Annotated in this window: 26 protein-coding genes; 12 read left to right on the forward strand and 14 right to left on the reverse strand. The window is 64.6% G+C overall.

All coding sequences use genetic code 11. The annotated features are described in order from the left end of the window. Positions 1–348: 348 nt before the first annotated feature. Positions 349–987 carry a 2-dehydro-3-deoxy-phosphogluconate aldolase gene (locus AC0YKC_RS10115; RefSeq protein WP_320293131.1) on the reverse strand — a complete coding sequence of 213 codons (639 nt, stop codon included), beginning with the start codon at positions 985–987 and terminating at the stop codon, positions 349–351. A 147-nt stretch (positions 988–1,134) separates the two neighbouring features. Between AC0YKC_RS10115 and trhO the strand changes: the two genes are divergently transcribed. After that, positions 1,135–2,064, forward strand: a complete 930-nt coding sequence (gene trhO, locus AC0YKC_RS10120; protein ID WP_320293132.1) for an oxygen-dependent tRNA uridine(34) hydroxylase TrhO — start codon at positions 1,135–1,137, stop codon at positions 2,062–2,064. Here trhO and AC0YKC_RS10125 read toward each other — a convergent pair. Next, the gene (locus AC0YKC_RS10125) at positions 2,061–2,423 is read right to left on the reverse strand and encodes a YybH family protein (RefSeq protein ID WP_488510975.1); all 363 of its coding nucleotides are present in this window, start codon (positions 2,421–2,423) and stop codon (positions 2,061–2,063) included. The two genes, trhO and AC0YKC_RS10125, sit on opposite strands and share 4 nt — an antisense overlap. Before the next feature lie 200 nt (positions 2,424–2,623). Between AC0YKC_RS10125 and AC0YKC_RS10130 the strand changes: the two genes are divergently transcribed. Both AC0YKC_RS10130 and AC0YKC_RS10135 read left to right on the forward strand, forming a co-directional pair. Then, a complete protein-coding gene (locus tag AC0YKC_RS10130) occupies positions 2,624–3,346 on the forward strand; it encodes a tellurite resistance TerB family protein (protein ID WP_488510976.1) in 723 nt (240 codons plus the stop codon). Between the two features lie 227 nt (positions 3,347–3,573). Further along, positions 3,574–4,335: an SDR family oxidoreductase gene (locus tag AC0YKC_RS10135; RefSeq protein WP_434723872.1), complete on the forward strand. Its 762-nt coding sequence runs from the start codon at positions 3,574–3,576 to the stop codon at positions 4,333–4,335. A gap of 30 nt (positions 4,336–4,365) precedes the next feature. Here AC0YKC_RS10135 and AC0YKC_RS10140 read toward each other — a convergent pair whose 3' ends face one another. Continuing rightward, positions 4,366–5,550 (reverse strand): pyridoxal phosphate-dependent aminotransferase, encoded by a 1,185-nt coding sequence (locus tag AC0YKC_RS10140; RefSeq protein WP_488510977.1) that lies wholly within the window; start codon positions 5,548–5,550, stop codon positions 4,366–4,368. 82 nt (positions 5,551–5,632) lie between these two features. Here AC0YKC_RS10140 and AC0YKC_RS10145 point away from each other — a divergent pair, with 82 nt between their 5' ends. From AC0YKC_RS10145 to denD, 4 genes are read left to right on the forward strand one after another with little or no spacing between them, the layout of a single operon-like run. After that, complete coding sequence (locus tag AC0YKC_RS10145; protein ID WP_488510978.1) at positions 5,633–6,319, forward strand: GNAT family N-acetyltransferase; 687 nt, start codon at positions 5,633–5,635, stop codon at positions 6,317–6,319. Positions 6,320–6,333: 14 nt separating this feature from the next. After that, positions 6,334–7,335, forward strand: coding sequence for a cation diffusion facilitator family transporter (locus AC0YKC_RS10150; protein WP_488510979.1), 1,002 nt, complete (start codon positions 6,334–6,336; stop codon positions 7,333–7,335). A gap of 51 nt (positions 7,336–7,386) precedes the next feature. After that, the gene (locus tag AC0YKC_RS10155) at positions 7,387–7,593 is read left to right on the forward strand and encodes a hypothetical protein (protein WP_320293139.1); all 207 of its coding nucleotides are present in this window, start codon (positions 7,387–7,389) and stop codon (positions 7,591–7,593) included. A 2-nt stretch (positions 7,594–7,595) separates the two neighbouring features. Beyond that, on the forward strand, positions 7,596–8,570 hold the full coding sequence (denD, locus tag AC0YKC_RS10160) for a D-erythronate dehydrogenase (RefSeq protein ID WP_488510980.1): 975 nt from the start codon (positions 7,596–7,598) through the stop codon (positions 8,568–8,570). A 6-nt stretch (positions 8,571–8,576) separates the two neighbouring features. On the opposite strand, the gene AC0YKC_RS10165 is transcribed toward denD, so the two are convergent. The 4 genes from AC0YKC_RS10165 to AC0YKC_RS10180 form a co-directional block, all read right to left on the reverse strand. Next, positions 8,577–9,776, reverse strand: a complete 1,200-nt coding sequence (locus tag AC0YKC_RS10165; protein ID WP_488510981.1) for a nickel/cobalt transporter — start codon at positions 9,774–9,776, stop codon at positions 8,577–8,579. A 103-nt stretch (positions 9,777–9,879) separates the two neighbouring features. Continuing rightward, entirely contained in the window at positions 9,880–10,548 is a 669-nt protein-coding gene (locus AC0YKC_RS10170; RefSeq protein ID WP_320293142.1) for a DUF1007 family protein, read from the reverse strand. A gap of 75 nt (positions 10,549–10,623) precedes the next feature. Continuing rightward, a complete protein-coding gene (locus AC0YKC_RS10175; RefSeq protein WP_320293143.1) occupies positions 10,624–11,526 on the reverse strand; it encodes a LysR family transcriptional regulator in 903 nt (300 codons plus the stop codon). Positions 11,527–11,528: 2 nt separating this feature from the next. Then, positions 11,529–12,725 (reverse strand): amidase, encoded by a 1,197-nt coding sequence (locus AC0YKC_RS10180; RefSeq protein WP_488510982.1) that lies wholly within the window; start codon positions 12,723–12,725, stop codon positions 11,529–11,531. Positions 12,726–13,267: 542 nt separating this feature from the next. On the opposite strand from AC0YKC_RS10180, the gene odc2 reads away from it, so the two are divergent. Then, complete coding sequence (gene odc2, locus AC0YKC_RS10185; protein ID WP_095817118.1) at positions 13,268–14,401, forward strand: ornithine/lysine decarboxylase; 1,134 nt, start codon at positions 13,268–13,270, stop codon at positions 14,399–14,401. A gap of 343 nt (positions 14,402–14,744) precedes the next feature. Next, positions 14,745–15,269, forward strand: coding sequence for a GNAT family N-acetyltransferase (locus AC0YKC_RS10190; RefSeq protein WP_488511140.1), 525 nt, complete (start codon positions 14,745–14,747; stop codon positions 15,267–15,269). A 245-nt stretch (positions 15,270–15,514) separates the two neighbouring features. On the opposite strand, the gene AC0YKC_RS10195 is transcribed toward AC0YKC_RS10190, so the two are convergent. The 4 genes from AC0YKC_RS10195 to AC0YKC_RS10210 all read right to left on the reverse strand — a co-directional run bounded on the left by AC0YKC_RS10195 (position 15,515) and on the right by AC0YKC_RS10210 (position 17,530). Continuing rightward, positions 15,515–15,799 (reverse strand): SCP2 sterol-binding domain-containing protein, encoded by a 285-nt coding sequence (locus AC0YKC_RS10195; RefSeq protein ID WP_320293146.1) that lies wholly within the window; start codon positions 15,797–15,799, stop codon positions 15,515–15,517. 201 nt (positions 15,800–16,000) lie between these two features. Then, a complete protein-coding gene (locus AC0YKC_RS10200) occupies positions 16,001–16,531 on the reverse strand; it encodes a hypothetical protein (protein ID WP_320293147.1) in 531 nt (176 codons plus the stop codon). Positions 16,532–16,562: 31 nt separating this feature from the next. Further along, positions 16,563–16,982: a hypothetical protein gene (locus AC0YKC_RS10205; RefSeq protein WP_320293148.1), complete on the reverse strand. Its 420-nt coding sequence runs from the start codon at positions 16,980–16,982 to the stop codon at positions 16,563–16,565. A gap of 8 nt (positions 16,983–16,990) precedes the next feature. Next, a complete protein-coding gene (locus AC0YKC_RS10210; RefSeq protein ID WP_430699213.1) occupies positions 16,991–17,530 on the reverse strand; it encodes a rod-binding protein in 540 nt (179 codons plus the stop codon). Between the two features lie 261 nt (positions 17,531–17,791). Here AC0YKC_RS10210 and AC0YKC_RS10215 point away from each other — a divergent pair, with 261 nt between their 5' ends. Both AC0YKC_RS10215 and AC0YKC_RS10220 read left to right on the forward strand, forming a co-directional pair. After that, on the forward strand, positions 17,792–18,685 hold the full coding sequence (locus AC0YKC_RS10215; protein ID WP_488510983.1) for an autotransporter outer membrane beta-barrel domain-containing protein: 894 nt from the start codon (positions 17,792–17,794) through the stop codon (positions 18,683–18,685). A gap of 62 nt (positions 18,686–18,747) precedes the next feature. Beyond that, on the forward strand, positions 18,748–20,127 hold the full coding sequence (locus tag AC0YKC_RS10220; protein WP_320293151.1) for a pyridoxal phosphate-dependent decarboxylase family protein: 1,380 nt from the start codon (positions 18,748–18,750) through the stop codon (positions 20,125–20,127). Positions 20,128–20,147: 20 nt separating this feature from the next. Here the strand turns inward: AC0YKC_RS10220 and AC0YKC_RS10225 are convergent, their stop codons facing one another. From AC0YKC_RS10225 to flhA, 3 genes are read right to left on the reverse strand one after another with little or no spacing between them, the layout of a single operon-like run. Then, entirely contained in the window at positions 20,148–20,531 is a 384-nt protein-coding gene (locus AC0YKC_RS10225; protein WP_434723866.1) for a hypothetical protein, read from the reverse strand. 2 nt (positions 20,532–20,533) lie between these two features. Further along, a complete protein-coding gene (gene fliR, locus AC0YKC_RS10230; protein ID WP_320293153.1) occupies positions 20,534–21,286 on the reverse strand; it encodes a flagellar biosynthetic protein FliR in 753 nt (250 codons plus the stop codon). Beyond that, complete coding sequence (gene flhA, locus AC0YKC_RS10235; RefSeq protein WP_320293154.1) at positions 21,283–23,370, reverse strand: flagellar biosynthesis protein FlhA; 2,088 nt, start codon at positions 23,368–23,370, stop codon at positions 21,283–21,285. The genes fliR and flhA overlap by 4 nt, the downstream gene beginning before the upstream one ends. Before the next feature lie 122 nt (positions 23,371–23,492). On the opposite strand from flhA, the gene AC0YKC_RS10240 reads away from it, so the two are divergent. After that, entirely contained in the window at positions 23,493–23,792 is a 300-nt protein-coding gene (locus tag AC0YKC_RS10240) for a putative quinol monooxygenase (protein ID WP_434723865.1), read from the forward strand. Positions 23,793–23,798 lie beyond the last annotated feature (6 nt).

Here is a 23,798-nt window from a genome sequence, read left to right on the forward strand (position 1 = left end):
AAGCACTGGCTCAGAAAGGCCGCAAGTCGCACGGTCGAAACCGTCTGCCAGGCGATCGGACAGATCCTCAACGGTGTCACACCGATCGAGTGCTCAAACTACTTCGCAAACTCTGGATATGACCGGTGGTAATCCCATCCCGCTCTAATGGTAGGACAGCGCCCTTTGAAGGCGTGAATCGTGGTTCGAATCCATGAGCGGGAACCAGTCGGCGAATACGGATTCCACCACCAGCACGCGATCACACAGGGTCGTGAAACGGGAAAGGCTGCCGCTTGGCGGCGCGGGGGCGACGCACCGACCGATACTTCGACGAGAACGCTCTCGCTGCCCTGGTGAAGGCGCCGATTACTTCTTGAGCTTGCTCGCCTCACGCGCCAGCGCTTCGATCTCGTCCCACTTGCCGGCCTTGATGAGATCGTCGGGCGCGACCCAGGAGCCGCCGACGCAGATCACGTTGGGCAGGCTCAGATAATCGGCGGCGTTCTTGGCGGTTATGCCGCCGGTCGGGCAGAATTTCACATCCGCCAGCGGCGAGGCGAAAGCCTTCAGCGAAGCGATGCCGCCGGACTGCTCGGCCGGGAAGAACTTCAGGAAGCGCAAGCCGGCTTCGCGCGCGGCCATGATCTCGCCGGGCGTGATGGCGCCGGGCAGCAGCGGCACGGGACTGTCCTTGGCCGCGTCGAGAAGCTGGCTGGTGATGCCGGGGCTGACGATGAATTTCGAGCCGGCGCGGGCTGCCTCGTCGAACTGCCTGGCGTCGAGGATGGTGCCGGCGCCGACGACCGCGTCCTCGACTTCGGCGGCAACGCGGCGGATCGCTTCCAGGGCGTCGGCGGTGCGCAGCGTGATCTCGATCGCCGGCAGGCCGCCGCGCGAAAGCGCGCGAGCAAGTGGTACGGCATCGGCAACATTGGCGATTTTGAGCACCGGGATAACCGGCTGACCATTGAGAAGCGACAGGAGCTTTTCGGTCTTGCTGGTCATGTGCTGGTCTCCATTTCGATCACTTTAAACCGATTAGCAGAAGGGATATGCCAAGTCCACGAAGGGCGGCGTGTCGTGATGTCACGTCGTGATGTGCCGGCGTCGTCTGCCTTGAAACGGCTTTCACCACGGTCTAGTGGCATTGCCATGACAATAGCCAAGGAAATTCAGCCCGTCTGCGTCGCCGCGCTCTATAAGTTTGCCCGGCTCGACGGATACGAGGCCCTGCGCGCGCCACTCGCGGCCTTCTGTTGCGGGCGCGGCATCAAGGGCACGCTGCTTCTGGCGCATGAAGGCATCAACGGCACCGTCGCCGGCAGCGAAGGGGCGATTGCCGCTCTCGTCGACCATCTGCAGGCCATCGAAGGCCTTGCCGGGCTGGACGTCAAATACAGCAGCGCCGCCGAAATGCCGTTCCACCGCATGAAGGTACGGTTGAAGCGCGAGATCGTGACCATGGGCGTCGAGGACATCGATCCGGCGGCGAGCGCGGGCACCTATGTCGCGCCGGCCGACTGGAACGCGCTGATTTCCGATGCGGATACCTTGGTGATCGACACGCGCAACGCCTATGAGGTTTCGCTCGGCACCTTCAAGGGCGCGGTCGATCCCAAGACCACCAGCTTTCGCGAATTCCCCGCCTGGATCGAGCAGCACCGTGAAGAGCTTGAGGGCCGCAAGGTGGCGATGTTCTGCACCGGCGGCATTCGCTGCGAGAAGGCAACGGCCTATGTGAAGTCGCTCGGCCTCAAAAACGTCTTCCATCTCAAGGGCGGCATCCTGAAGTACCTGGAAGACGTCCCTGCCGATGAGAGCCTGTGGCAAGGCGAATGTTTCGTCTTCGACGAGCGGGTGTCCGTCTCGCATGGCCTGGCCGAGGGTGAAGCGGAGCTCTGCCGCGCCTGTCGGCACCCGCTGACGGTCGAGGACCGGCTGTCGTCGAAATACGCGATCGGCGTTTCATGCCCGCATTGTTTTGAAATGCGCTCCGACGAGGATCGAGAACGCTATGCCGAACGCCATCGCCAGGTGGAGCTGGCGCAAGCGCGCGGCGGCAAGCGCCATATAGGCAGTTAGAACTCCACCGAATAACGATCGATCGCCCAAAGCCATGTTCCGTCGCTCTGACGGCGGGCGACCTCGCTGGTTATGCTGCCGTCGGGAAGCTTCGTCGACGTCAGCGCCAGGTCGCCGTTGACGAGGGCAGGGCGCTGCTCGCCGCGCTGGAATTTGCGACCCGCGGCGATGCCCTGTTCGAACAGCGCGCGGATGGCGTGCCGGCCGCGAACCGGCCCGTCATCGCTGCTGTCGACGACGGCGTCGGGCTCGAACAGCGCCAGCATGCCCTCGATGTCGCCGGCCCATTGCCGATCGATCAGCAGACGCTCGAGATCCTGCGGATCGCGCGCCGGCTCGCGGTTTTCTGCACTCGTCATCCACTCGCTCCTCTCCGAAACCGGCGTGATCCTACTCGATGCATTCCACCGTTTCGACACACGACGAACCCGCCCCGACAGCGGCACCGCGCGGGCAAAAAGGCCGTCCCGTCATTGTAATGTCAAAACGCGGGGCCTACCTCTTGCCGGTCCGACACCTTGCCCGCGCGCATTCGGCCGGGCCAATTCTGGAGGCATTGATGCTCGACCCCAAGAAGCTGCTCGACGATCTTCTCGGCTCGCAAATCCCTGGGACCGGCTCGACCGTCCGCGACAAGGCCGGGCAGGCGGTGCAGATGGCGAAGGACAATCCGCTGGCAGCCGGCGCGCTTGCCGCCGTGCTGCTCGGCACCGGCACCGGCCGGCAGGTAACCGGCGCGGCCGTCAAGCTCGGCGGCCTGGCTGCGATCGGCGGCCTCGCCTACAAGGCCTATCAGAACTACAAGGCCGGCAAGGAGCCGGCGCAGGCGCCGGCCGCAAGCGAGCCGGAACTGCTGCCGCCGCCCGCCGACACCGCCTTCCACCCCTCGCAGGCGCCGCAGGGCGAGGCCGAGTTCACGCTGACGCTGGTCAGGGCGATGATCTCGGCGGCGAAGGCCGACGGGCATGTCGACGACGACGAGCGCAAGAAGATCGCCGATAAGCTCAAGCTCGCCGGCATTGGCGCCGAAGCGGAAAAGTTCCTGCTCGCCGAGCTGGAAAGCCCGCTCGATCTCGACACGCTGGTCGCCGGCGCCAAGACCGATGCGCAGAAGCTCGAGCTCTACACCGCCTCGCGGCTGACCATCGATCCCGACACGCGCGCCGAGCGCGGCTATCTCGACCTGCTTGCCGGCCGGCTCGGCCTGCCGGACGCCCTGGTCGATCATGTCGAGGCGACGGTTTCGGCGGCCAAAGTGCCTGCGGGAAGCTCGCCCTGGTGAGCAGGGTTAGCGGATGCGGTTGCCGTTAACTTCTCGTTAACCCAGCAAGCGCATCATTCTAATCAGTCGGACCGGCTTTTCCTCCTCCCAAGCGCGGTTCAGATCGGGGCGGTCGCTAATGGCCGCCCTTTTTGTTGGCATGTCCTTATCCGCCAATAGCGGCTTGCCATGATCCCCGGCATTTGCGATGCCACGTCTTTCCATCCATGACCGGGAGGAGGACGGCGATGACAGCCATAGCAGAGAAGACCGCCATCGTTACCGGCGCCGGCACCGGCATCGGCAAGAGCGTGGCGACGGCGCTGCTCAAGGCAGGCTGGAACACGGTGTTCTGCGGCCGCCGCAAGACGGTGCTGGAAGAGGCGATCGCGGAAGCCGGGAAGACGCAAGCCAAGGCATTGGCCGTCGCCTGCGACATTGGCAAGGCCGACCAGGTGGACGACATGTTCGAGACCGTGCTCGAAGCCTTCGGCCGCGTCGACCTGCTCTTCAACAATGCCGGCATGGGCTACAAGTCGACGATGATCGACGAGATCCCGGTCGAGGTCTGGAACGACGTCGTCGGCGTCAACCTCACCGGCTCGTTCCTGTGCGCGCGCGCGGCCTTCGGCGCCATGCGCCGGCAGAAGCCGATGGGCGGCCGCATCATCAACAACGGCTCGGTGTCGGCCTATGCGCCGCGCCCGGGCTCGGTTCCCTATACGGCGACCAAGCATGCGATCACCGGGCTGACCAAGACGCTGGCGCTCGACGGCCGGCCTTTCGACATCGCCTGCGGCCAGATCGACATCGGCAACGCGCTGACCGAGATGGCGCAGCCGATGACGGTCGGCGTGCCGCAGGCCAATGGCTCGATCGCCGCCGAAGCGGTGATGGATGTGCAGCGCGTCGCCGATGCGGTGCTGCACATGGCGAGCCTGCCGCTCGACGCCAATGTGCTGTTCATGACGGTGATGGCGACGAAGATGCCGTTCGTCGGGCGCGGATGAACGCGAGTTCCCTCACCCGGAGGATGGGGGTCACTTCTTCAGGAACGCCTCGATCCGTTCCAGTGCGCGCAGGATATTTTCCTCGGAATTGGCGTAGGAAAGCCGGATATAGCCTTCGCCGAGCACGCCGAAATCGGGGCCGCCGATGAGCGCCACGCCGGCATCCTCCAACAGCGCCGATGCAAGCTTCTTGGCCTTCCAGCCGGTCTTCGAGACGTTGGGGAAGGCATAGAAGGCGCCCTTCGGCGTGATGCAGGAAATGCCGGGCAGCGCGTTCAGCCCCTCGACCACGATCCTGCGGCGGTTGTCGAAGGCGCGCATCATCTTCTCGACATCGTCCTGCGGGCCGTCGATCGCGGCGATGCCGGCAAACTGGCTCGGCGCGTTGACGCAGGACCAGCAGTTCACCGCCAGCTTGCGCACCTTGTCGTAGAGATGCGCGCCCTTGTCGCCGTTCGGCCAGATCGACCAGCCCATGCGCCAGCCGGTCATCGCCCAGGTCTTCGACCAGCCGTTGAGCACGATCAGCCTGTCGCGGATTTGGGGGAAGTTGAGCAGCGAGCAGTGGGTCTCGCCGTCATAGGTCATCACGTCGTAGATCTCGTCCGACATGATGGCGACCTGAGGGTGCTTCTCCAGGCCCTTGACCAGCTTCTCGATCTCGCTGCGCGGGGTGACGCCACCGGTCGGATTGGCGGGCGAGTTGAGGATGAGCAGCCTGGTCTTCGGCGTGATCAGCGCCAGCGTCTCCTCCGCCGAGAAGGCAAAGCCGTTTTCCTCGCGGATCGACACCGGCACCGGAGTGGCGCCGGTGAACTCGATCATCGAGCGATAGATCGGAAAGCCGGGATCGGGATAGAGGATCTCGGCGCCCGCCTCGCCGAACATCAGGATCGCGGCAAACATCGTCGGCTTGCCGCCCGGCAGGATCATCACATTCTCGGGCGACACCTCGACGCCGGTGGTGGTCAGCGTGCGGCGCACAACCGCCTCGCGGGTGGCTAAAAGCCCGTTGGCCGGCGTGTAGCCATGGTGGCCGTCGCGCAGCGCCTTGATCGCCGCCTCGACGATGTGCTGCGGCGTCTTGAAGTCGGGCTGGCCGATGCCGAGGTTGACGATGTCGCGGCCCTGATGGGCCAGCGCGGTGGCCCTCGCCAGCACCGCGAAGGCATTTTCCTCACCGAGACGGTCGAAGGCCGCGATCGTGTGGAGCATTTTTCCCGTCCCTGTGGTTCTTTCTGTGAGCGAGCGTTTTTGTGACCGTCTGCCGGTAAAAGTCAACGGATTGGAGTGGCAGGTGTCGGAAGATCTGATGAATTGGCAGCCGCGCCCGCGGCCGGAACGCAAGGCAATCGAGGGACGCACCGTCAGGCTCGAGCCGCTGAGCGCCGCCAAGCATGGCGACGGCCTTTACGAGGCCTCCTCCGTCTCGGATGTCGGCGGACGTTTCGCCTGGCTGCCCGATTACCCGCCGGAAACCCGCGCCGCCTTCCAGCCCTGGCTCGACAAGGCCGAAGCCAGCGAGGATCCGCTGTTCTTCACCGTCATCGACAAGGCGAGCGGCAAGATCGCCGGGCGCCAGACGCTGATGCGCATCGACGCCGCCAACGGCGTCGGGGAAATCGGCAACATCTATTGGGGGCCGCTGATCTCGCGCAAGCCGGCGGCGACCGAGGCGCAGTTCCTGTTTGCGAAATATCTCTTCGACGATCTCGGCTACCGCCGCTACGAGTGGAAGTGCAACAACCGCAACGAGCCCTCGAAACGCGCCGCCGAGCGCTTCGGTTTCAGGTTCGAAGGCATCTTCCGCCAGCATCTTGTGGTCAAGGGTGAAAACCGCGATACGGCGTGGTATTCGATCATCGACAAGGAATGGCCGGCCTTGCGCCAGGCCTATGAGGGCTGGCTCGATCCGGCAAACTTCGATGGCGAAGGCGGCCAGAAGAGGCGCCTCGAGGATTTCCGCGCCGAATTCGGAGCGTGACAGGGAGTTTGGCGATGGCGCATGACCACGGTTCACATGATCACGGTTCCGCCGGCCATAGCCATGGCGCCGGGCATGTGCATGGCTCGACCGACAAGAAACGGGTGCTGATCGCGGCTTGCCTGACCGGCGGCTTCATGGTCGCTGAGGCGCTTGGCGGTCTGCTCACCGGCTCACTGGCGCTGCTCGCGGATGCCGGCCATATGCTTGCCGATTCGATTGCGCTCGGCCTAGCCTGGTACGCCTTCCATCTCGCCGGGCGGCCCGCCACCGGTCGTCTCACCTATGGCTTCGGCCGGGTGAAAACGCTGGTCGCCTACACCAACGGCATCGCCATCTTCGTCATCGCGCTGTGGATCGTCTACGAAGCCTGGGGACGGCTGTTGCACCCGTCGCCGGTGCTGGGCGGACCGATGCTGGTGGTGGCGGTCGCCGGCCTTCTGGTCAACATCGCCTCGTTCTTCGTACTGCATGGCGGCGATCGCCAGAGCCTCAACATGCGCGGCGCCATCCTGCATGTGCTGGGCGACCTGCTGGGGTCGGCCGCGGCAATCGTCGCCGCGATCATCATCCTGGCGACAGGCTGGACGCCGATCGATCCCATCCTGTCGGTGCTGGTTTCGCTGCTCATCCTGTCGACGGCATGGTCGCTGATGCGCGAGGCCGCGCATGTGCTGCTCGAAGGCGTGCCGGCAAGCCTCGACCGCGATGTGATCGCCAAGGATATCGAAGGCGCGGTCAAGGGGGTGCGCGAGGTGCACCATATGCATGTCTGGTCGCTCGACGGCACCTCCAACATGGCGACGTTGCATGCTTGCCTCAACGACGGCGTCGACGCGCATATGGCGGTGAGCGCCATCAAGAAACGGCTTGCAGCCAAGCATGGCATCGAGCATGCCACTGTCGAACCCGAATTTGGCCAATGCGCGGACAGCCATGACGAGCACGACCACCATCACGATCACGATCATGACCACGCGCACGATGCGCCGCGCGATCGCCGGCACTATCACTGATCGCTGCGTGATGACAAAGCCGAACAGCCTCGAAACGAAGAATGCCAGTTGATGGATCGTGACACCCGCAACGCGGCGATCGCCGCCGCCGTGATACTGCTTGTGTTCGGCCTCGCCGCCTATTTCCTGCCGGCCATCATGCTGGCCGCTGGCAAGGTATCGACGGTTCTGGCGGCCATCATCGCCGCGATCTTCATGGTCGGGCTGTTCGTCGTCCTGTGGCTGCGCGGACGCAGCCAGCGCAAGAAAGGTCTCTGAAGATGAGAATTCTGATCACCGGTGCCGCCGGCATGGTGGGCCGCAAGCTGATTGCCCGGCTGGCCAAGGACGGGACGCTGCGCGGGCAAAAGATAACGGCGCTCGACCTGCATGACATCGTGGCGCCGCAGGCGCCGGCGCTCGCGGGTGTCGATGTGTCGATCCACACCGGCGATCTTTCCGAACCCGGGGCCATGGCGGCTCTCGTGGCTCCGCGCCCGGATGTGATCTTCCATCTGGCCGGCATCGTGTCTGGCGAGGCGGAGGCCAATTTCGACCTCGGCTACCGCGTCAATCTCGACGGCACGCGCGCCCTGTTCGACGCCGTGCGGCTGGCGGCGTTCGCGCCGCGCCTGGTCTTCACCTCGTCGATCGCCGTGTTCGGCGCGCCGTTCCCGGACGTCATTCCGGACGAATTCCATCCGACGCCGCTCACCTCATACGGCACGCAGAAGCAGATGAGCGAGGCGCTGCTCGCCGACTATACGCGGCGCGGCTTCTTCGACGGCATCGGCATCCGGCTGCCGACGATCTGCGTGCGCCCCGGCAAGCCGAACAAGGCGGCGTCGAGTTTCTTCTCCGGCATCATCCGCGAGCCGCTCGCCGGCCAGGAAGCGATCCTGCCGGTGCCGCGCTCGGTGCTGCACACCCATGCCAGCCCGCGCTCGGCGGTGAATTTCCTCATCCATGCGGCCGAGATCGATGGCGACAAGGTCGGTCCGCGCCGCAACCTGACAATGCCTGGTGTCGCCGTCACCGTCGGCGAGCAGATCGAGGCGCTGGAGCGCATCGCCGGCGCCGAGGTCGCGAAGCGGATCCGCGAGCAGCCCGACGAGGTCATCTGGGCGATCGTCAAAGGCTGGCCGACACGGTTCGAAGCCAGGCGGGCGAGGGAACTCGGCTTTGCCGCCGAGAAGAATTTCGACGACATCATCCGTGCTCATATCGAGGACGAACTGGGCGGCAAGATCGCCTGATAGGGTTCAGACGCCGCCCGACAGGCTGGCCGACAGAAGCAGCAGGCCGACGATGAAAATGAAGGCGGCGCCGCCGATCTCGACGATCGAGTGGATGCGGTTGCCGATGCGTCCGTCGCCGGCGAAATAGACTGCCCAGTTCTTGGCCGTCACTGCGATCGTCGCCAGCGCCGACACCGTGATCGCGGTGCCGATCGACATCGCCAGCACCGACAGCAGCCCACCTACCCACAGTCCGTTGAGCAGCGCGAAGCTCAGCACGATCAGCGCGCCGGAACAGGGGCGGATGCCGACGGCGGCGACTGCCGACCAGGCCGTCTTCCAGTCGAAGCGGTCGCCCGACAGCATTGCCGGGTCCGGCGCATGCGAATGGCCGCAGGTCTCGCAGACTTCGCCCGGGCCATGGTCGTGGCGGGCGTGCTCGTGCGCGGCGTGATGATGGTGCTCATGCGCGCCATGATCGTGGGCGTGCGCATGGTCATGATGATCATGATCGTCATGCACATGCAGGGAATGCGCGGCGTGCGCATGTGCGTGCGAATGGCCCGCATGCGAATGCGCGTGAGCATGCGAGTGGCCCGAATGCCCACCATGCGAATGGCCGGCATGGGCCGCCGACAGGCTGTAGGCAGGGGCTCTGCCGAACAGGCGCAGCACCGACGGACCGAGCTTGCGCCACAGCAGCCAGGCACCGAACAAGGTGACCAGCACAAAGCTGGAGATTTCGAGGAACCAGGCCGCGTCGGTCATCGAGATCGCGGTGCCCCGCAGCACGAAATAGGCAAGCATCATGACGACCACTGCCGTCAGACCCTGCAGCAGCGCCGAGACGAAGGAGAGCAGGATGCCGCGTCTCAGCGCCACCTCGTTGGCCACCATGTAGGAGGAGATCACCGCCTTGCCGTGGCCGGGTCCGGCAGCGTGGAAGATGCCATAGGCGAAGGAAAGCCCGATCAGCAGCCAGAGCTTGCTGCCGTCCTGGCGCATCGCCTTCATCGCGGCCGCCAGCGAATGGTAGAATTCCTGCTGCCTGAGATTGATCCACATCAGGATGTGGGCGAACGGGCCGGTGGTGGTCGGCGCCATGCCGTCATTGGTGCCGATGCCGAGCGAGCTTTGCGCGTGCGCGACGACGGGCAAATGAGTGATCACCAGGGTGGTGGCCAAAAGGCCGAGCGCTAAGCGGATATTCGTGGGATGCCCCACGAATATCCGCTTAGATTCCCTTGCTTGTCGCAGGTTCCGATCGCAAAACCGTGGGACACTTTTGCGGAACCTGCTTACGCGCAGCGACGGTTTCATCACCAAATCATCCTTCCGGCGAGCAGTTCAACTCGAGCTTGGTGGCGAAGATCTTGCTCATGTCGGTGCCTGTCGGATCGTTGAAGAACGCGTCCGTCAGGGTCTTCTGGTTTTCCTTGATCGCCTCGTCCGGATCGGGCCGGACGACCTTCTTGGTGCAGGTCGAGGGCAGGCCTTCGACGGTGAGGTTGGCGTCGTCGGTGAAGTCGATCGCCGTGTAGAAGGTCGGATCGTAGACGCCGATGTCGATCTTGCCCGTCAGCTTGATCGGTGCCTTCGGCTGCGACTCGAACAGGATGATCAGCTGGTCGTTGTCGAAGTTCGCCATCAGATGCGGCGGCGGCACCATCGGCACGTCCTTACCGTCCTGGGTGACGAGCTGGAAGTAGTTGAACTCGGCCAGCGAGGAATGGACGGTGTCGGCCACTTCCTTGAGCTCTTTGTCGTCAAGTTTCAGATCGGAGTTCTTGTCGAACTCCATCATCACTGTACTCGAAAACAGGTCGTCGAAGCGCCAAAGGTGGCGCAGCGCCGTCACACTTTGGTGATCCTGGCTGAGGATGACGTCGAGCCGGGCTTCGGCAAATACATGCGGGTGCACTTCGGCCTGCTCGACCGAGGCGAACGTGGCCGCGAGGGCCGAAGCCAGCATGGTGGCTTGCCGTTTCAGATGCATTCCGTGCCGCGATTCCATTGACTTCGAGGGCGAGCCCGAGAGTTAGCATAAAGGGGGCGAAATTGGGACGCCTGCTCAGGCTCCCGTATCGCGCGTCTTGAACCACTGCGCCAGGAAGTCGACAAACACCCGCACCTTGGCCGGCAGATAGCGCCGGTGCGGGTAGACGGCGAAGATGCCGGTGCCCGCCAGGATGCGGTCGTCGAGCGCGGTGACCAACTTGCCGGACGCGACGTCGGGGGCGGCGATGAAATCCGGCAGCATGGCGAAGCCCAGGCCGGAAAGTGCTGCGGCTCTTGCCACAATGGGGCTGTTGACCTCGATCGGGCCCGATACGGCGACGCTCACGGAGTCTTCGCCTTCGCCCTTGAAGCGCCAGTTGGCCAGCGAGCGGCCGTTGGTGTCGACGAGGCAGGGCATGTTGGCGAGATCCTGGGGTCGCGTGGGCTTGCCGTGCTTGGCGATCAGCTCCGGCGACGCGCAAAGCCTGACCGAGAACGGCGCCAGCCGCCTGGCGATGAGCGAGGAGTTCTCCAGCCGCGAGATGCGCACGGCAAGATCGAAACCTTCCTCGACTAAGTCGACGAACCGGTCGTCGAGATGGATGTCGAGCACGATGTCGGGATGCTGCCTGGCGAAGTCGACCAGCGACTGACCGATCGGCGCATCTGCGAAGGTGCGGGCGGCCGACAGCTTGATCCTGCCGCGAACGTCGCCGGAAGACTGGCGCACCGCCTCGGCGAGGCTGTCGACCTCGCGCACGATCTCGGAGGCGCGCTGATAATAGGTGTGGCCGGCTTCGGTCAGCGAGAACTGGCGCGTCGTGCGGTTGAGCAGCAGCGCGCCGAGCTCGTCCTCCAGCTCGCGCACATATTTCGACAGCAGCGCCTTGGAGCGGCCGATCTTGCGCCCTGCGGCCGAAAAGCCTTCCGCCTCGACCACGTCGATGAAGGCGCGCATGCGCGTCAATGTGTCCATGGTCAGACCTTTCGTGCCGCGTCGAGAATCTTGCGGCCGAGCCGTATCAGGGCAACGTCGCTGCCGGAAGGGCCGAGCAGCGAAAGGCCGAAGGGTGCGCCGTCTATCGCGCCGATCGGCAAGGTGATCTGCGGAAAGCCCGAGAGGCCGGAGAGGCACAAGAGATGCAGCGCCCGTTCGCGATAGGCCTGGAACTGTTCCGGCGTGCCGGCCGCGAGCGGCGCCGCGCCGGGAACGGTGGGCAGGACCAGGAAGCCGTTATTGCCGAGCAGCGCCCCGAGTTCGGCCCGGAACGCCAGTCGGCGCGCGGCTTCGGTGGCGGCCACCTTGGCGTCGATGGTGCGGCCAAAGCCGAAACGCTCCTCGACGCCTGGGCTCAGGCGGCCGCCGGCCGAGATCCAGGGACCATGCTCGCGCCAGGCCTCGAAGGCCTGCAAGCGGCGAAAGCACCAGTAAAGCTCGTCGGGGAACGAGGCGAAGGCGTATTCGGTCTCCGCGGGCTGGCCGATGACGGCGGCGGCCAGCGCCTTCATGCGCTGATATTCGGCGGCTTCCGCCGGACCCATGACAAAGGCGTCCAGCCAGCGGATCGACAGCGGGCGGTTGAGCGGGTGCTGGTGCGGATCGCGGCCGAGCAGAAGTTTGCCGACCGTCTCATAGGTCTCGATGTCGTCGGCGAACCAGCCGAAGGTGTCGAAGCTCGATGCCAGCTTCATCGCGCCGTCGAGCGGAATGCGGCCATGGGTGGTGCGCAGTCCGATCAGGCCGCAGAAGCTCGCCGGCGCGCGGATCGAGCCGCCGGTGTCGGAGCCGGTGGCGATGTTCGCCAGCCCGCCGGCAACCGCGGCCGCCGAGCCGGAGGAAGAGCCGCCGGTGACGCGCTCGGGCGCGGCGGGATTGACCGGGTAGGGGAAATGCGCGTTCTGGCCGAACAGCGAGAAGGCCAGCTCGTCGGTCTGGGTCTTGCCGACGAACCGCGCGCCGGCATCGAGGATCGTCTGCACCGCCTCGGCCGTGCGCGAGGCGGCATGCGCCTCCTCGAACTTCTGCGGATTGCCGCAGCCGGTTCGGTAGCCGGCGACGTCATAGATATCCTTGACAGCCAGGCGCAGGCCGGCGAGCGGACCCAATTCCGCATTCGCCACAGGCATTTGGCGCAGATCGAGGAAGGCGTTCAGCGGTCCTTGAGTTCCTGGCATCGTTCGATTTCCGGATACGGTGCGACAAACATTGTTCGATGCCAGAAATTTTACAACCTGGGCTTACGATTTTTATTGATTGTGAAACCCTTCGCTCCTATATCGCGCTTGCCCAAAGTCGCACGTGCCTGTGGGTGTCCGCCGATCCTCGAATGGTGAGGGCAATCGGTAAGGTAACTGGAGCCAACCCCTCCAGTCGGTCAGTGGCCAACCACAAGACCGAGGACACCTTGAAGCAACGACGGTGCGGGCCTTTCTGGTTCTCTGCCGGTTGTCCAAAGACCGGGGTTACTGAAGAGGCACACCTTCATTGCCGGCAGTGCGGAACGGGGTTCTCCCAATCCAAGCCAAGGCAGACAAAGCGAACCGAAGCCGGGCAAGGCTAGGTTCATCGCCGCGAGACGGCGTTTCATGGTTCCGGGGTCTCCACCGGCTGGTTCCATGGAATTTCTGTCCCGCCTTTGTTTGACCGCGTGTTCGCGAGGCCGACAGCCCGCGTCCGCACCCTTGTGCGCGCCGAAAGGCGTGATGGAGAGACCCCGATGGCCACCCAGCGCATCCTTGACTTCCTCGCCACCCGACGTCCGAACGGTCCCTGCCTCGTCGTCGACCTCGATGTCGTGCGCGACAATTTCCGCGCCTTCGAGAAGGCGTTGCCCGATTCCAAGATCTACTATGCGGTGAAAGCAAACCCGGCGCCGGAAATCCTGCGCCTGCTTGCTGCGATGGGCTCGTCCTTCGACACCGCATCGGTTGCCGAGGTCGAGATGGCGATGGATGCCGGCGCGCCGGCCGATCGCATCTCCTTCGGCAACACCATCAAGAAGGAGCGTGACATCGCACGCGCCTACCAGCTCGGCATCCGCCTGTTCGCCGTCGACTGCGTCGAGGAGGTCGAGAAGATCGCCCGCGTCGCCCCCGGCTCGCGCGTGTTCTGCCGCGTGCTGACCGACGGCGAAGGCGCCGAGTGGCCGCTGTCGCGCAAGTTCGGCTGCGTGCCGGCGATGGCCGTCGACGTGCTGCGCCATGCCAAGGGCCTCGGCCTCGACGCCTATGGCGTGTCGTTCCATGTCGGCTCGCAGCAGACCGACCTGACGGCCTGGGACCGCGCGCTGGGCGACGCCAAGAAGGTGTTCGCGACGCTCGCCGAGGAAGGCATCGTGCTCAAGATGGTCAATATGGGCGGTGGTTTCCCGACCCGTTACCTGAAGGACGTGCCGGTGGCCCAGGCCTATGGCCAGGCGATCTTCTCGGCGCTGCGAAAGCATTTCGGCAACGCGCTGCCAGAGACGATCATCGAGCCGGGCCGCGGCATGGTCGGCAATGCCGGCGTCATCAAGTCGGAAGTCGTGCTGATCTCGAAGAAGGCCGACAACGACAATGTGCGCTGGGTGTTCCTCGACATCGGCAAGTTCGGCGGTCTCGCCGAGACCATGGACGAGGCGATCCGCTATCCGCTGGTCACCCGCCATGACGGCTCGGAGACCGCGCCTTGCGTGCTCGCCGGCCCGACCTGCGATTCGGCCGACGTAATGTACGAGAAGACGCCTTATCCGCTGCCCTTGTCGCTGACCATCGGCGACGAGGTGCTGATCGAAGGCACCGGCGCCTACACGACCACCTACTCGGCGGTCGCCTTCAACGGCTTCGAGCCTCTCCGATCCTACGTGATCTGACCGGTTCGCAAGGACCGCTCAGATCATCCGGCGCGGGCGATCATGTCGCCCGCCCTGGCTCGCTTGTGGGACAGATCTCCGCTCGTGAAGGATCGCGGACATGGAATACCTGATCAAATCGGCCGTTGCGGCCACCGAAATTGCCCCCTCGTCCGGACCGTCGGCTGAGCTTTTCTCCGCGGGGGAGAATGGCTCGACGGCAGTGCTCTTTGGCGCATTTTCTTACGGCGAACCGGTTTCCACTTCGCCTGAAAATGTGCTGGCGCCCTCCCTTGCCCTCCGGGCACAGGCTGGCTCGCGCGGCGCGCCGGACGAGGGGGCCGCCCAGGCGCCGGCCTTCGTCATCCTTGGCGAAGGCGCGGGCGACGTCGCGGCGCGCGAAGCGCTGCTCGACCGCGCCATGGGGCCGAAACGCAGGAAGAAGTCGTCCGAGAAGCTGCGGCGCGGCCGCCGGCCCTCGGAAGGCCTGGCCTTTGTCGCCCGCGATGTCTCGGGCGCGGTCGTCGGCACGGTGCGGCTGTGGGATGTGAGGCTGGGCGAGGGCGGTCCGGCGGCGCTTCTGCTCGGCCCGCTCGCTGTCGAGCCGGGATTGAAGAGCGGCGGCATCGGCTCAGCGCTGATGCGGCATGCGGTTGCCGAAGCCGCGCGGCTCGGCCACGGCGCGATCCTGCTCGTCGGCGATGCGCCCTATTACGGGCGGTTCGGCTTCTCGGCCGACCGCACCGGAGCGCTCGCCATGCCCGGCCCCTATGAGCGGCACCGGCTTCTGGCGCTGGAGCTGAAGGACGGCGCGATGGGTGGCGCCAATGGCACGATCAAGGCCGCCGGCCGCAAGCTCAAGGGGCAAGCGCCGGGCTTCGTCGCCTGAAGCCTTTGTTTCACGCAATTCCGGACGGAAGGCCACGGCGAAGTCGCCGAGCCCAACCGCTACGCACTTTTCCTGGAATTGCTCTAAAGCAGGTCGCGTGAAAAAGGATTCACGCGACCTGCTTTAAGTTTTTGATTTTAAGCATGTCTTTGTCCCGAAACCGGGCCCACTTTCGGGAGACATGCTTTAGGTTCGACAAAAACAGGAACGCCGCCCATCGGGCGGCGTTGCTGTTTTGCGAAAGGTCAGCCGAGCAGCTGGCTGAGCGCCATGGCGACGGTCATGTCGCCTTCGACCTTCAGCTTGCCGGCCATGAAGGCCATGGTCGGGTTGAGGTCGCCGGCAATCAGCGAATCCAGATCGTCGAGCGACAGCTTCACGGTGCAGTCGGTCGGCGCGTCGATGGTCGAGACGCTCGCGCCGTCGATGACGATGACGCCATCGCTGCCGGTGTCGAACTTGACGGAATGCTCGAAGCCGGCGCTTGCCACGCGCGACTTGATCTTGTCGGCAATCTCCTGAACGCCCATGGCGGTTCTCCTCGTTGGTTGCGTTGACGCGCACCGGCGCTTGGCCGCTGGGCGAGGTAGGCGCGCCACGCCTGCGCGCGGTTGCCTGTCACCGGCGCATATAGCTTCGAGTTGACGTTAACGTCAACGCAAGCGACATGCGTCATCTCGCATCACGGGTAAGCGGAGTTCGGGCATCCACGCCGAACCTTGGCCGGACAATCAGTGCTCCGGCTCGGCCTTGAAAGCCTTGGTCATGGCTGAAGCGGTCTCGCCGGCACCCCTGCGGCGGCGGAGCGCGTTGTCGCGGATATCGTCCTTGGAGAGGAAGTTGACCTGGTCGATCAGCACCTCGTGCACGAGCTCGACGCCAACCCGAGCGTTGATGGTATCGCGGATCGACTTGCGAAAGGCATCGAGATCGATCGATTCCTTCTTGGTGAAATCGATCTGCGGGTTGGAATAGAGATATGAATAGACCTGGTCGGTCATCAGCGCCTGCGCCGGGACCGACAGCTTCTTTATCTGTTCCGGCTCCACCGTGTAGACCAGCTTGGTGAGGAAATAGCCGTCGATCGTGCCGTCGCGCAGCAGCGGCACCGAGATCATGTCGGTCTTGACGTAGTCGAGGCCGCCCAGCATCGGCTTCGGCGGTTCGGCCGCGCCGCGCTGGCCGGCCGCCTGGAAGGAATAGAAGACCGCGCCGAGCGTCACGGCGCAGATCCACAGCGCGGCGGCGATAAACTTAATCACCCAGTCCGTCCTTGCGCCTCGATCATCTCGATCAGGCCCGTGCCATTCCGAACTCCCCAACCGAATAGGTGCCGTCGGCATCGGCCCGCTGGATGGCGTTCCTCAAAAGCGTGGCGACCTCGTTGACCGCGTTGAGATGGGCAAGGATCGCCGCTTCGTTCTTCGCCAGCTTCTGGCGCAGCCGCAGCAGGCCTTCTTTATGCTGCTCGAGGAATTCGATCTCGTTGGCGCCCTTCAAGGCGCGGTTCAGCTCGTAGAGGTACCGGCTCTTGCGGGCGTTCGAGGCCTTGAGGTCATACGTCGTTCCGCTGCGGATGCCGGCGGTCTCCTCGTCCACGACTTCTTCGATGCGGCCGATGATGGCGGCGAGGTTGCCGGGTCGTGCGGCGGCGGGCGCCTCCATTGCGTTGGTGCGTACGGGAAGGTTGGAAAGGTCCGTTTGGTCGGCCATGTAGGTCCCTAGATCTTGATGTCCGTCTTTATGGTTGTGTCGTCGCCGGTCATCGACCGTGCGGCTTTGCGCTCAAGCTCCTCGATCATCGAGGTCGAAAGCCGGGTCTGCTGGTCGATCTCGGTCTTCTGCGGTCCGCCGGCAACAGGGCCGACCGGCACCTTGTGCTTGCCGTCGAGATAGTGGTCGGCAAGCATCGATTTGGCGATGCCGATGCCGCCATGCGCGGCCATGACATCGGCCACCTTTTCGGCGAGCTGCGACTTCCACATGTCGCCCGCCAGGCCCTTGCCGTAAACGCCCTCGGTGTCCTTGGGCATCATGTTCTGGATGAAGGTCGTCAGCACCATCGCCTCGAAGCGCTGGAACTTCTTCGCCGGATTGGCGGCTTCCGCCTTGTCGGCCGAGGCGCGCGAGAGAATGGAGCCGGCATCGACCGTTACAGAGGGACCGACAGAGAATGCACCTGGCGCACCACCCGCGCGCTTAAGGAGTGCTGCCCGCGCGGCCTCGATATCGGCCGGCTCCGCTGCGCGGGCAACGTCCATGACGATGTCGCTGGGTGGGGAAATGGCCAAGAAAGTCCGCCCTTTGCCGGTTTTGTTATCTGCACAATGACTGAACAAGCTTGTGGCAGGCTTGCGATATCGGATGATGACGGCGGCGTGATCGGCAGCCGGCGAAAGAGCAGCGACGATTCGTCGTTACACCGTCAAATCGCGCCGCGGCAGGCCGATCCACGAGCCGAACCGGACCGTGGCGATGTGCGGCGCGTCCTCGTGTCCTGAATTGTCCGCATCTGTCCATATGTGCCCGCCACTGTCGCCGAGCCCGGCGCCAGGGGGTTCTGGATGCAGGGCGCCGGGCTTGCCCGCTCGCTCGACAGCGACGGCAACGCCGCCGATGCCGACGCCAACACGGGCGCCTTCTTCGCCGGTATCGACGCCGCCGTCGGCGACGGCTGGACGCTCGGCTTCCTCGGCGGGATCAGCGTCACCTCGCCCGATATCGACGACCGAGCGTCCTCCGCCGACATCGCCAGCGTGCATCTTGGCGCTTATGGCGGCGGCGCCATCGACAGCGTCCGCTTGAAGTTCGGCGCCGGCTACAGCCATCACGACATCGACACCAGCCGCAGCCCGGCCTTTGTCGGCTTCAGCGATGAGCTGAGTGCCAGCTACGGCGCAAGCACGCTGCAGGCGTTCGGCGAGGCGTCGCGCCCCTTCGATCTCGGCGCGCTCAAGCTCGATCCGTTCGCCAATCTCGCCTATGTCCATCTGTCGACCGACGGCTTCGCCGAGGACGGCGGCGCGGCGGCCCTGTCTTCGGGCGGCTTCAGCAGCGACGCCACATTCACCACGCTTGGCGCGCGGGTCTCGCAGAAGATCGTCGTCGTCGGCACGAGCTTCGAGGCGCGCGCCTCGGCTGGCGCCATGCCTTCGCGGATGCGCCGGCGGCGCGGCTTTCGTTCGACGACGGCGACGGCTTCACCGTGTTCGGCGTGCCGATCGCACGCGACGCGGTGGCGCTGTAGGCCGGCGTCGATGTCGACCTCGGCGGCGCCAGCCGCCTCGGCTTCAGCTATGACGGCCAATTCGCTTCCGGCGCGATGGAGAATGCCTTCAAGGCGAGTTTCTCGACACGATTCTGAAGCGCGACACGCCTGCCATCGTTTGATCTGGAGATGTGCCGGCATAGCCTAAGCCTTGTCGCAGCCGGGCTAACGACTTAACCTGCGCCTTGAGCTTTGGGCGGGGATGTGGGCATGCGCGCGCTCGAAATTTCCAACCGCGAATTGCTGGCTTTCATGTCGGAGGCCACAAATTTCGCCGCCGAGTACTGGGCTTCGCTGGAGGAGCGGCCATCCTATCCCTCGACCAGCGGGTCTGAGACGGCGCGCCTCTTCGACCGGCCATGGTCGGGTGAGGGGCGAGGGAGCAAAGTTCTGGACGACGTCAGAGTGATTGCCGAACACGTCCGCCCATGCACTGGCCGCTTCTTCGGCTACGTCGCCGGCTCTGGTGAACCGGTGGGGGCCGTCGGCGATTTTCTCACATCGGTTTTCAACCAGAACACTACGTCCTGGCGTTCGGCTCCCGCCGCAATCACCATCGAGCGCGCGGTGATCGGATGGCTCGCTGAGGCGATCGGCTGCGGCGGTTTTGCCGGAAGTCTGTGCGGCGGCGGTTCAATGGCCAACCTGATGGGGTTGGCGATCGCGCGGGAGAAGGCGCTGGCCGCCAACGAGGAGGGGGCTCGGCCGGGTGTGGTCTACGCATCCGAACAAGTGCATATGTCGATTCCCAAGGCCATTGCGCTGCTGGGCCTGGGCCGCAGCAATCTTCGGCTGATCCCAGTCGACGCGGATTTTCGTTTGCGGACCGATGCTCTCGAAGCCGCCATCGCCAGCGACCGGAAGTTCGGGAACACCCCGGTGGCTATCGTGGCCAGTGTGGGCGCGGTGGCCACCGGAGCAATCGATCCATTGCGGCAAATCGCGGAAATCGCGAAGTCCGAAGGAATTTGGCTCCATGTCGACGGTGCTTTCGGCGTCTTGGCAGCGCTGGCGGTCCCGGAAAAATTCGAAGGACTGAACCTGGCCGACTCCATTTCCCTCGACGCGCACAAGTGGCTCTACCAACCCATCGACTGCGGTTGCCTGCTTTATCGCGATCGCGACGCCGCGCGGAAGACCTTCTCCCACAGCGGAGATTATGTCAGGGTCTTCAACCAAGACCCCGGCGAAGCGTTCGCCTTCTTCGAGGAATCGATCGAGCTTTCCCGCCGGTTTCGCGCCCTCAAGCTCTGGCTGTCCCTGCAATACCACGGACGCGAAGCCTATCGAGAGGCCATCTCGCGCGATCTGCTGCACGCACAGCTACTCGCCGATGCTGTCAGGGCACGTCCTGAACTCGAACTGCTCGCGCCGGTGCCTCTTAGCGCCGTGTGCTTCCGCCATCGCGTCAAAAGCAACGAAGCCATCCTGCAGCGCGTGATTGCACGTGGGCGCGTGTATCTCTCCAATGCCAGCATCAACGGTCACTTTGCGCTGCGTGCCTGCTTCGTCAATCATCGGACAGAGCCGGCAAACGTCTATGAGATCGTTTCCGAAGTGATCGCCGCAGCTGACGAACTCAACGCCTGAAGCGCTGAGGCGCGTTGCACTCACTCTTCCCAACGCTTCTGCGTGATGAGATCGAGCCGCTCGCGGTCGGAGCGCTCGCGCTCGTCGCGGCGACGCACGTCCTTGTAGGCGCGCTCGACCATGTTGGTGCGCGCCGTCGCGGTGGCGATGAGCGCGGCTTCCTGCTTGGCATCTTCCAGGCTCTTTTTCTGGCGTTCCAGCGCCCCGGTGATGCGGCGATGATAGATTTCCGGAAAGAGGGAGCCCAGCGAAGCGTCGGTCTCGAAATGCTCGATCAGGTCCCTGGCCTCCGCCTCGGCCTTGACGGCGGCGGCGAGGAAGCCGGCGTGGCGGGTCTCGTGCAGCGCCTTCAACTGCTCCTGCACCTTGACCAGTTTCTTCAGGCGGTCTTTTCGCGTGGTCATGGCTATCTCGCCAGCGTGAGGTCGACGAAGCCGTCGACGAACAGCGACAGCAGCGTGCCGACGGCGAAATAGAAGATGATCATGCCGCCGGCGATGACGAAGGGCAGCGAGATGAAATAGACCGGGATCTGCGGCGTCAGCTTGTTGACGAAGCCGATCGTCAGATTGACCAGGATGGCATAGGCGATGAAAGGGCTGCCGAGGCGGATGACCAGGAAGAAGGCGTCCGACACGGTGTCGGTGACGTCGACCAGCGCCGCCTGCGGGTTGAAGAACACGTTGACCGGGGCGACCTGATAGGAGGCGACCAGCGCCTTGACGATCTCATGGTCGAAGTCGAAGACGAAGAGCAGAAGCAGCGCTGAAAACGAGATGATGGCGGCAAGGGCCGCCTGCGGTTCCGGTTCCTCGATCGCCGGTCCGCCCGAGCCGCCATAGCCGATCAGCATGGCGATGGCGGAGCCCATGAAGCGCAGCGCCTCCATGTAGAGCCTGGTCATGGCGCCGATCAGGCCGCCGACCAGCAACTCGGAGACGATCATCGGCGCCAGGACCTGTGGGCGCGGATCGACGAACGGGTAGATGCGGTCCCACAGGAAAGCGAGCAGGCCGCCGGTCGCTGCGAGCGAGACGAACAGCCTGATCTGCAGCGGCACGCGGGCGCTCGACAGGCCCGGCATCAGCATGAAGCAGGCGCCGATGCGGCAGAAGGCGAGGAAGGCGGCGATGACGACGCCTTGCGAGAGCGCGTTCACGAGATGGTTCCGAGCACCTTGATCTCGACGCCCTTGGCGATCTCGACATGGCTGAGCACCGGCAGCGTCGTGAACAGCCGCTCGATGATCATGCGCACATAGGGGCGCGCGTCGGGCGCGGTGACGAGCACGAAGCGCTCGCCGGCCTCGAGATGCTTGCGGATCGCCTTGGTGGCGTCCTGGCCGAATTCCTCGAGCTGGCGCGGATCGATGTCGAATTCGCGCACCTCGCCCTTGGCGTCGCGCTTGAGGCTCTGGTGGAAGGCGAGGTCCCAGCGGTTGCCGAGCCGCAGCACCTTGAGCGTGCCGCCTTCGGAGAGGTCGCCACAGATCTGCTGCGCCATGCGGATGCGCACATGCTCGACGATCTGCTCGGTGCGGCGCACATGCGGCGCGATCTCGGCGATGGCCTCGATGATCAGATGCAGGTTGCGGATCGAGACGCGCTCGGCGAGCAGCAGCTTCAGCACCGCCTGCAGGCCGGGATAGGAGATGTGCGAGGTGCATATCTCGTCGGCGAGCTTGCGGTACTCAGGGTCGAGCCGCTCCAGCAGCGCCTTCATGTCCTTGTAGGACAGGAGCTGTGGCAGATTGTTGCGGATCACCTCGGAGAGATGGGTGAGCAGCACCGACATGTTGTCGGCGAAGGTGAAGTTCTCGCGCTTCAGGTCCTCGGCGAAGGTTTCGAGCACCGAATAGGCGCGCATGCCGAAGGCCGGCTCGCGGATTTCCTCGCCGGGGATCTCCGGCACGCCGCGCGTGCCGAGCAGCACCATGATCTCGCCGACGCGCATCTGGTATTCGGCGACGACCGTCCCGTGCACCTTGATCTGGTAGCTCTTCGGCGGGATGGCGAAGTCGTCGGCCACGCGCACCTCCGGCACAACGAAGCCATATTGCTGGGCGAATTTCTTGCGCATCTTCGACATACGGAACACCAGTTCCTGGTGCGCCACCATCAACCTGGTCGAAAGCTGCTTGCCGATCAGAAGCTCGATCTCGGCGGTGACCAGCGAGGCCTTGACCGAGTTCTTCTCCTCCTCGACCTTGTTCGCCTTCTCCTGCGTCTTCAGGGCTTCGGCAGCGGCGTGCTCGCGGTTCTGTCGCAGCGGGATGATGTAGCCGAGGCTGGCCATGCCGCCGGCAAGCGCGAAGAAGGGGAACAGCGGCAGGCCGGGCATCAGGCCGAGGATGACCAGCAGCGAGGAGGCGACATAGAGCGCGCGCGGATGCGCGCCGAGCTGGCCGAATATCGCCTGGTTGGCCGAGCCGCGCGTGCCGCCCTTGGAGACGAGCATGCCGGCGGCGAGCGAGACGATGAGGGCGGGGATCTGGGTGACGAGACCGTCGCCGACCGACAGCTTGATGAAGACGTCGGCCGCCTGGCCGAGGCCCATGCCGTGGCGCAGGTAGCCGATGGCGATACCGCCGACGATGTTGATGGCGGTGATGATCAGGCCGGCGATGGCGTCGCCGCGCACGAATTTCGAGGCACCGTCCATCGAGCCGAAGAAGGAGGATTCCTCTTCCAGCTCGCGACGGCGCAGCTGCGCCGTCTTCTCGTCGATCATGCCGGCGGAAAGGTCGGCGTCGATCGACATCTGCTTGCCTGGGATGGCGTCGAGGGTGAAGCGCGCGCCGACTTCGGCGATACGGGTCGCGCCCTTGGTGATGACGATGAAGTTCACCACGATCAGGATCATGAAGACGATGAGGCCGATGACGAAGTCGCTCGACATCACCAGCTTGGAGAAGCCCGAGATGACATAGCCGGCGGCATGCGTGCCCTCATTGCCGTGCGACAGGATCATGCGCGTGGTGGCGATGTTGAGCGACAGGCGCAGCATCGTGGCGATCAGCAGCACGGTCGGGAAGGACGAGAAGTCGAGCGGCCGCTGGATCCACAGCGCCACCATCAGGATCAGCACCGAGAGCGCGATCGAGAAGGCGAGGCCGATATCGATGAGGAAGGCCGGGATCGGCAGGAACAGCACAGCCAGGATGAAGACGATGCCCAGCGCGAAGAAGACGTCGCGGCCGTTCTTGACCACCAGGCCCGACGGGAGTGTTTCGCTGATCGCCATGTCGTCCCCAAATCAAGACCCGCCACGCACAGGGGCAGGCCCTCGACCGTAACCCCCCAAGCTTGCGCGAAGGTGGGAGAGTGGCTACGGGACCTGGACACGGTCTTGCGAAAGGAAGGCAGATGCTCCTGATCATCGGCACGATCCGGCTGCCGCCAGACAGGCTCGAACAGGCTAAGCCTGTGATGCAACGCATGATCCTGGCGAGCCGCGCCGAGCCGGGCTGCCTCGGCTATTCCTACGCGCAGGATGTGCTGGATGCCGGGCTCATCCATGTCTCGGAAGCCTGGAGCGATCGCGCCGCGCTCGAAGCGCATTTCAAGTCGGCGCATATCGCGAAATGGCGCGCGAGCTGGGCGGAGCTCGGCATCGGCGACCGCCAGCTCACGCTTTACGAGACGGGCGGCGGCGCGCCGACCTGAAAGCGT

This window comes from Mesorhizobium sp. CNPSo 4661 (assembly GCF_057784215.1).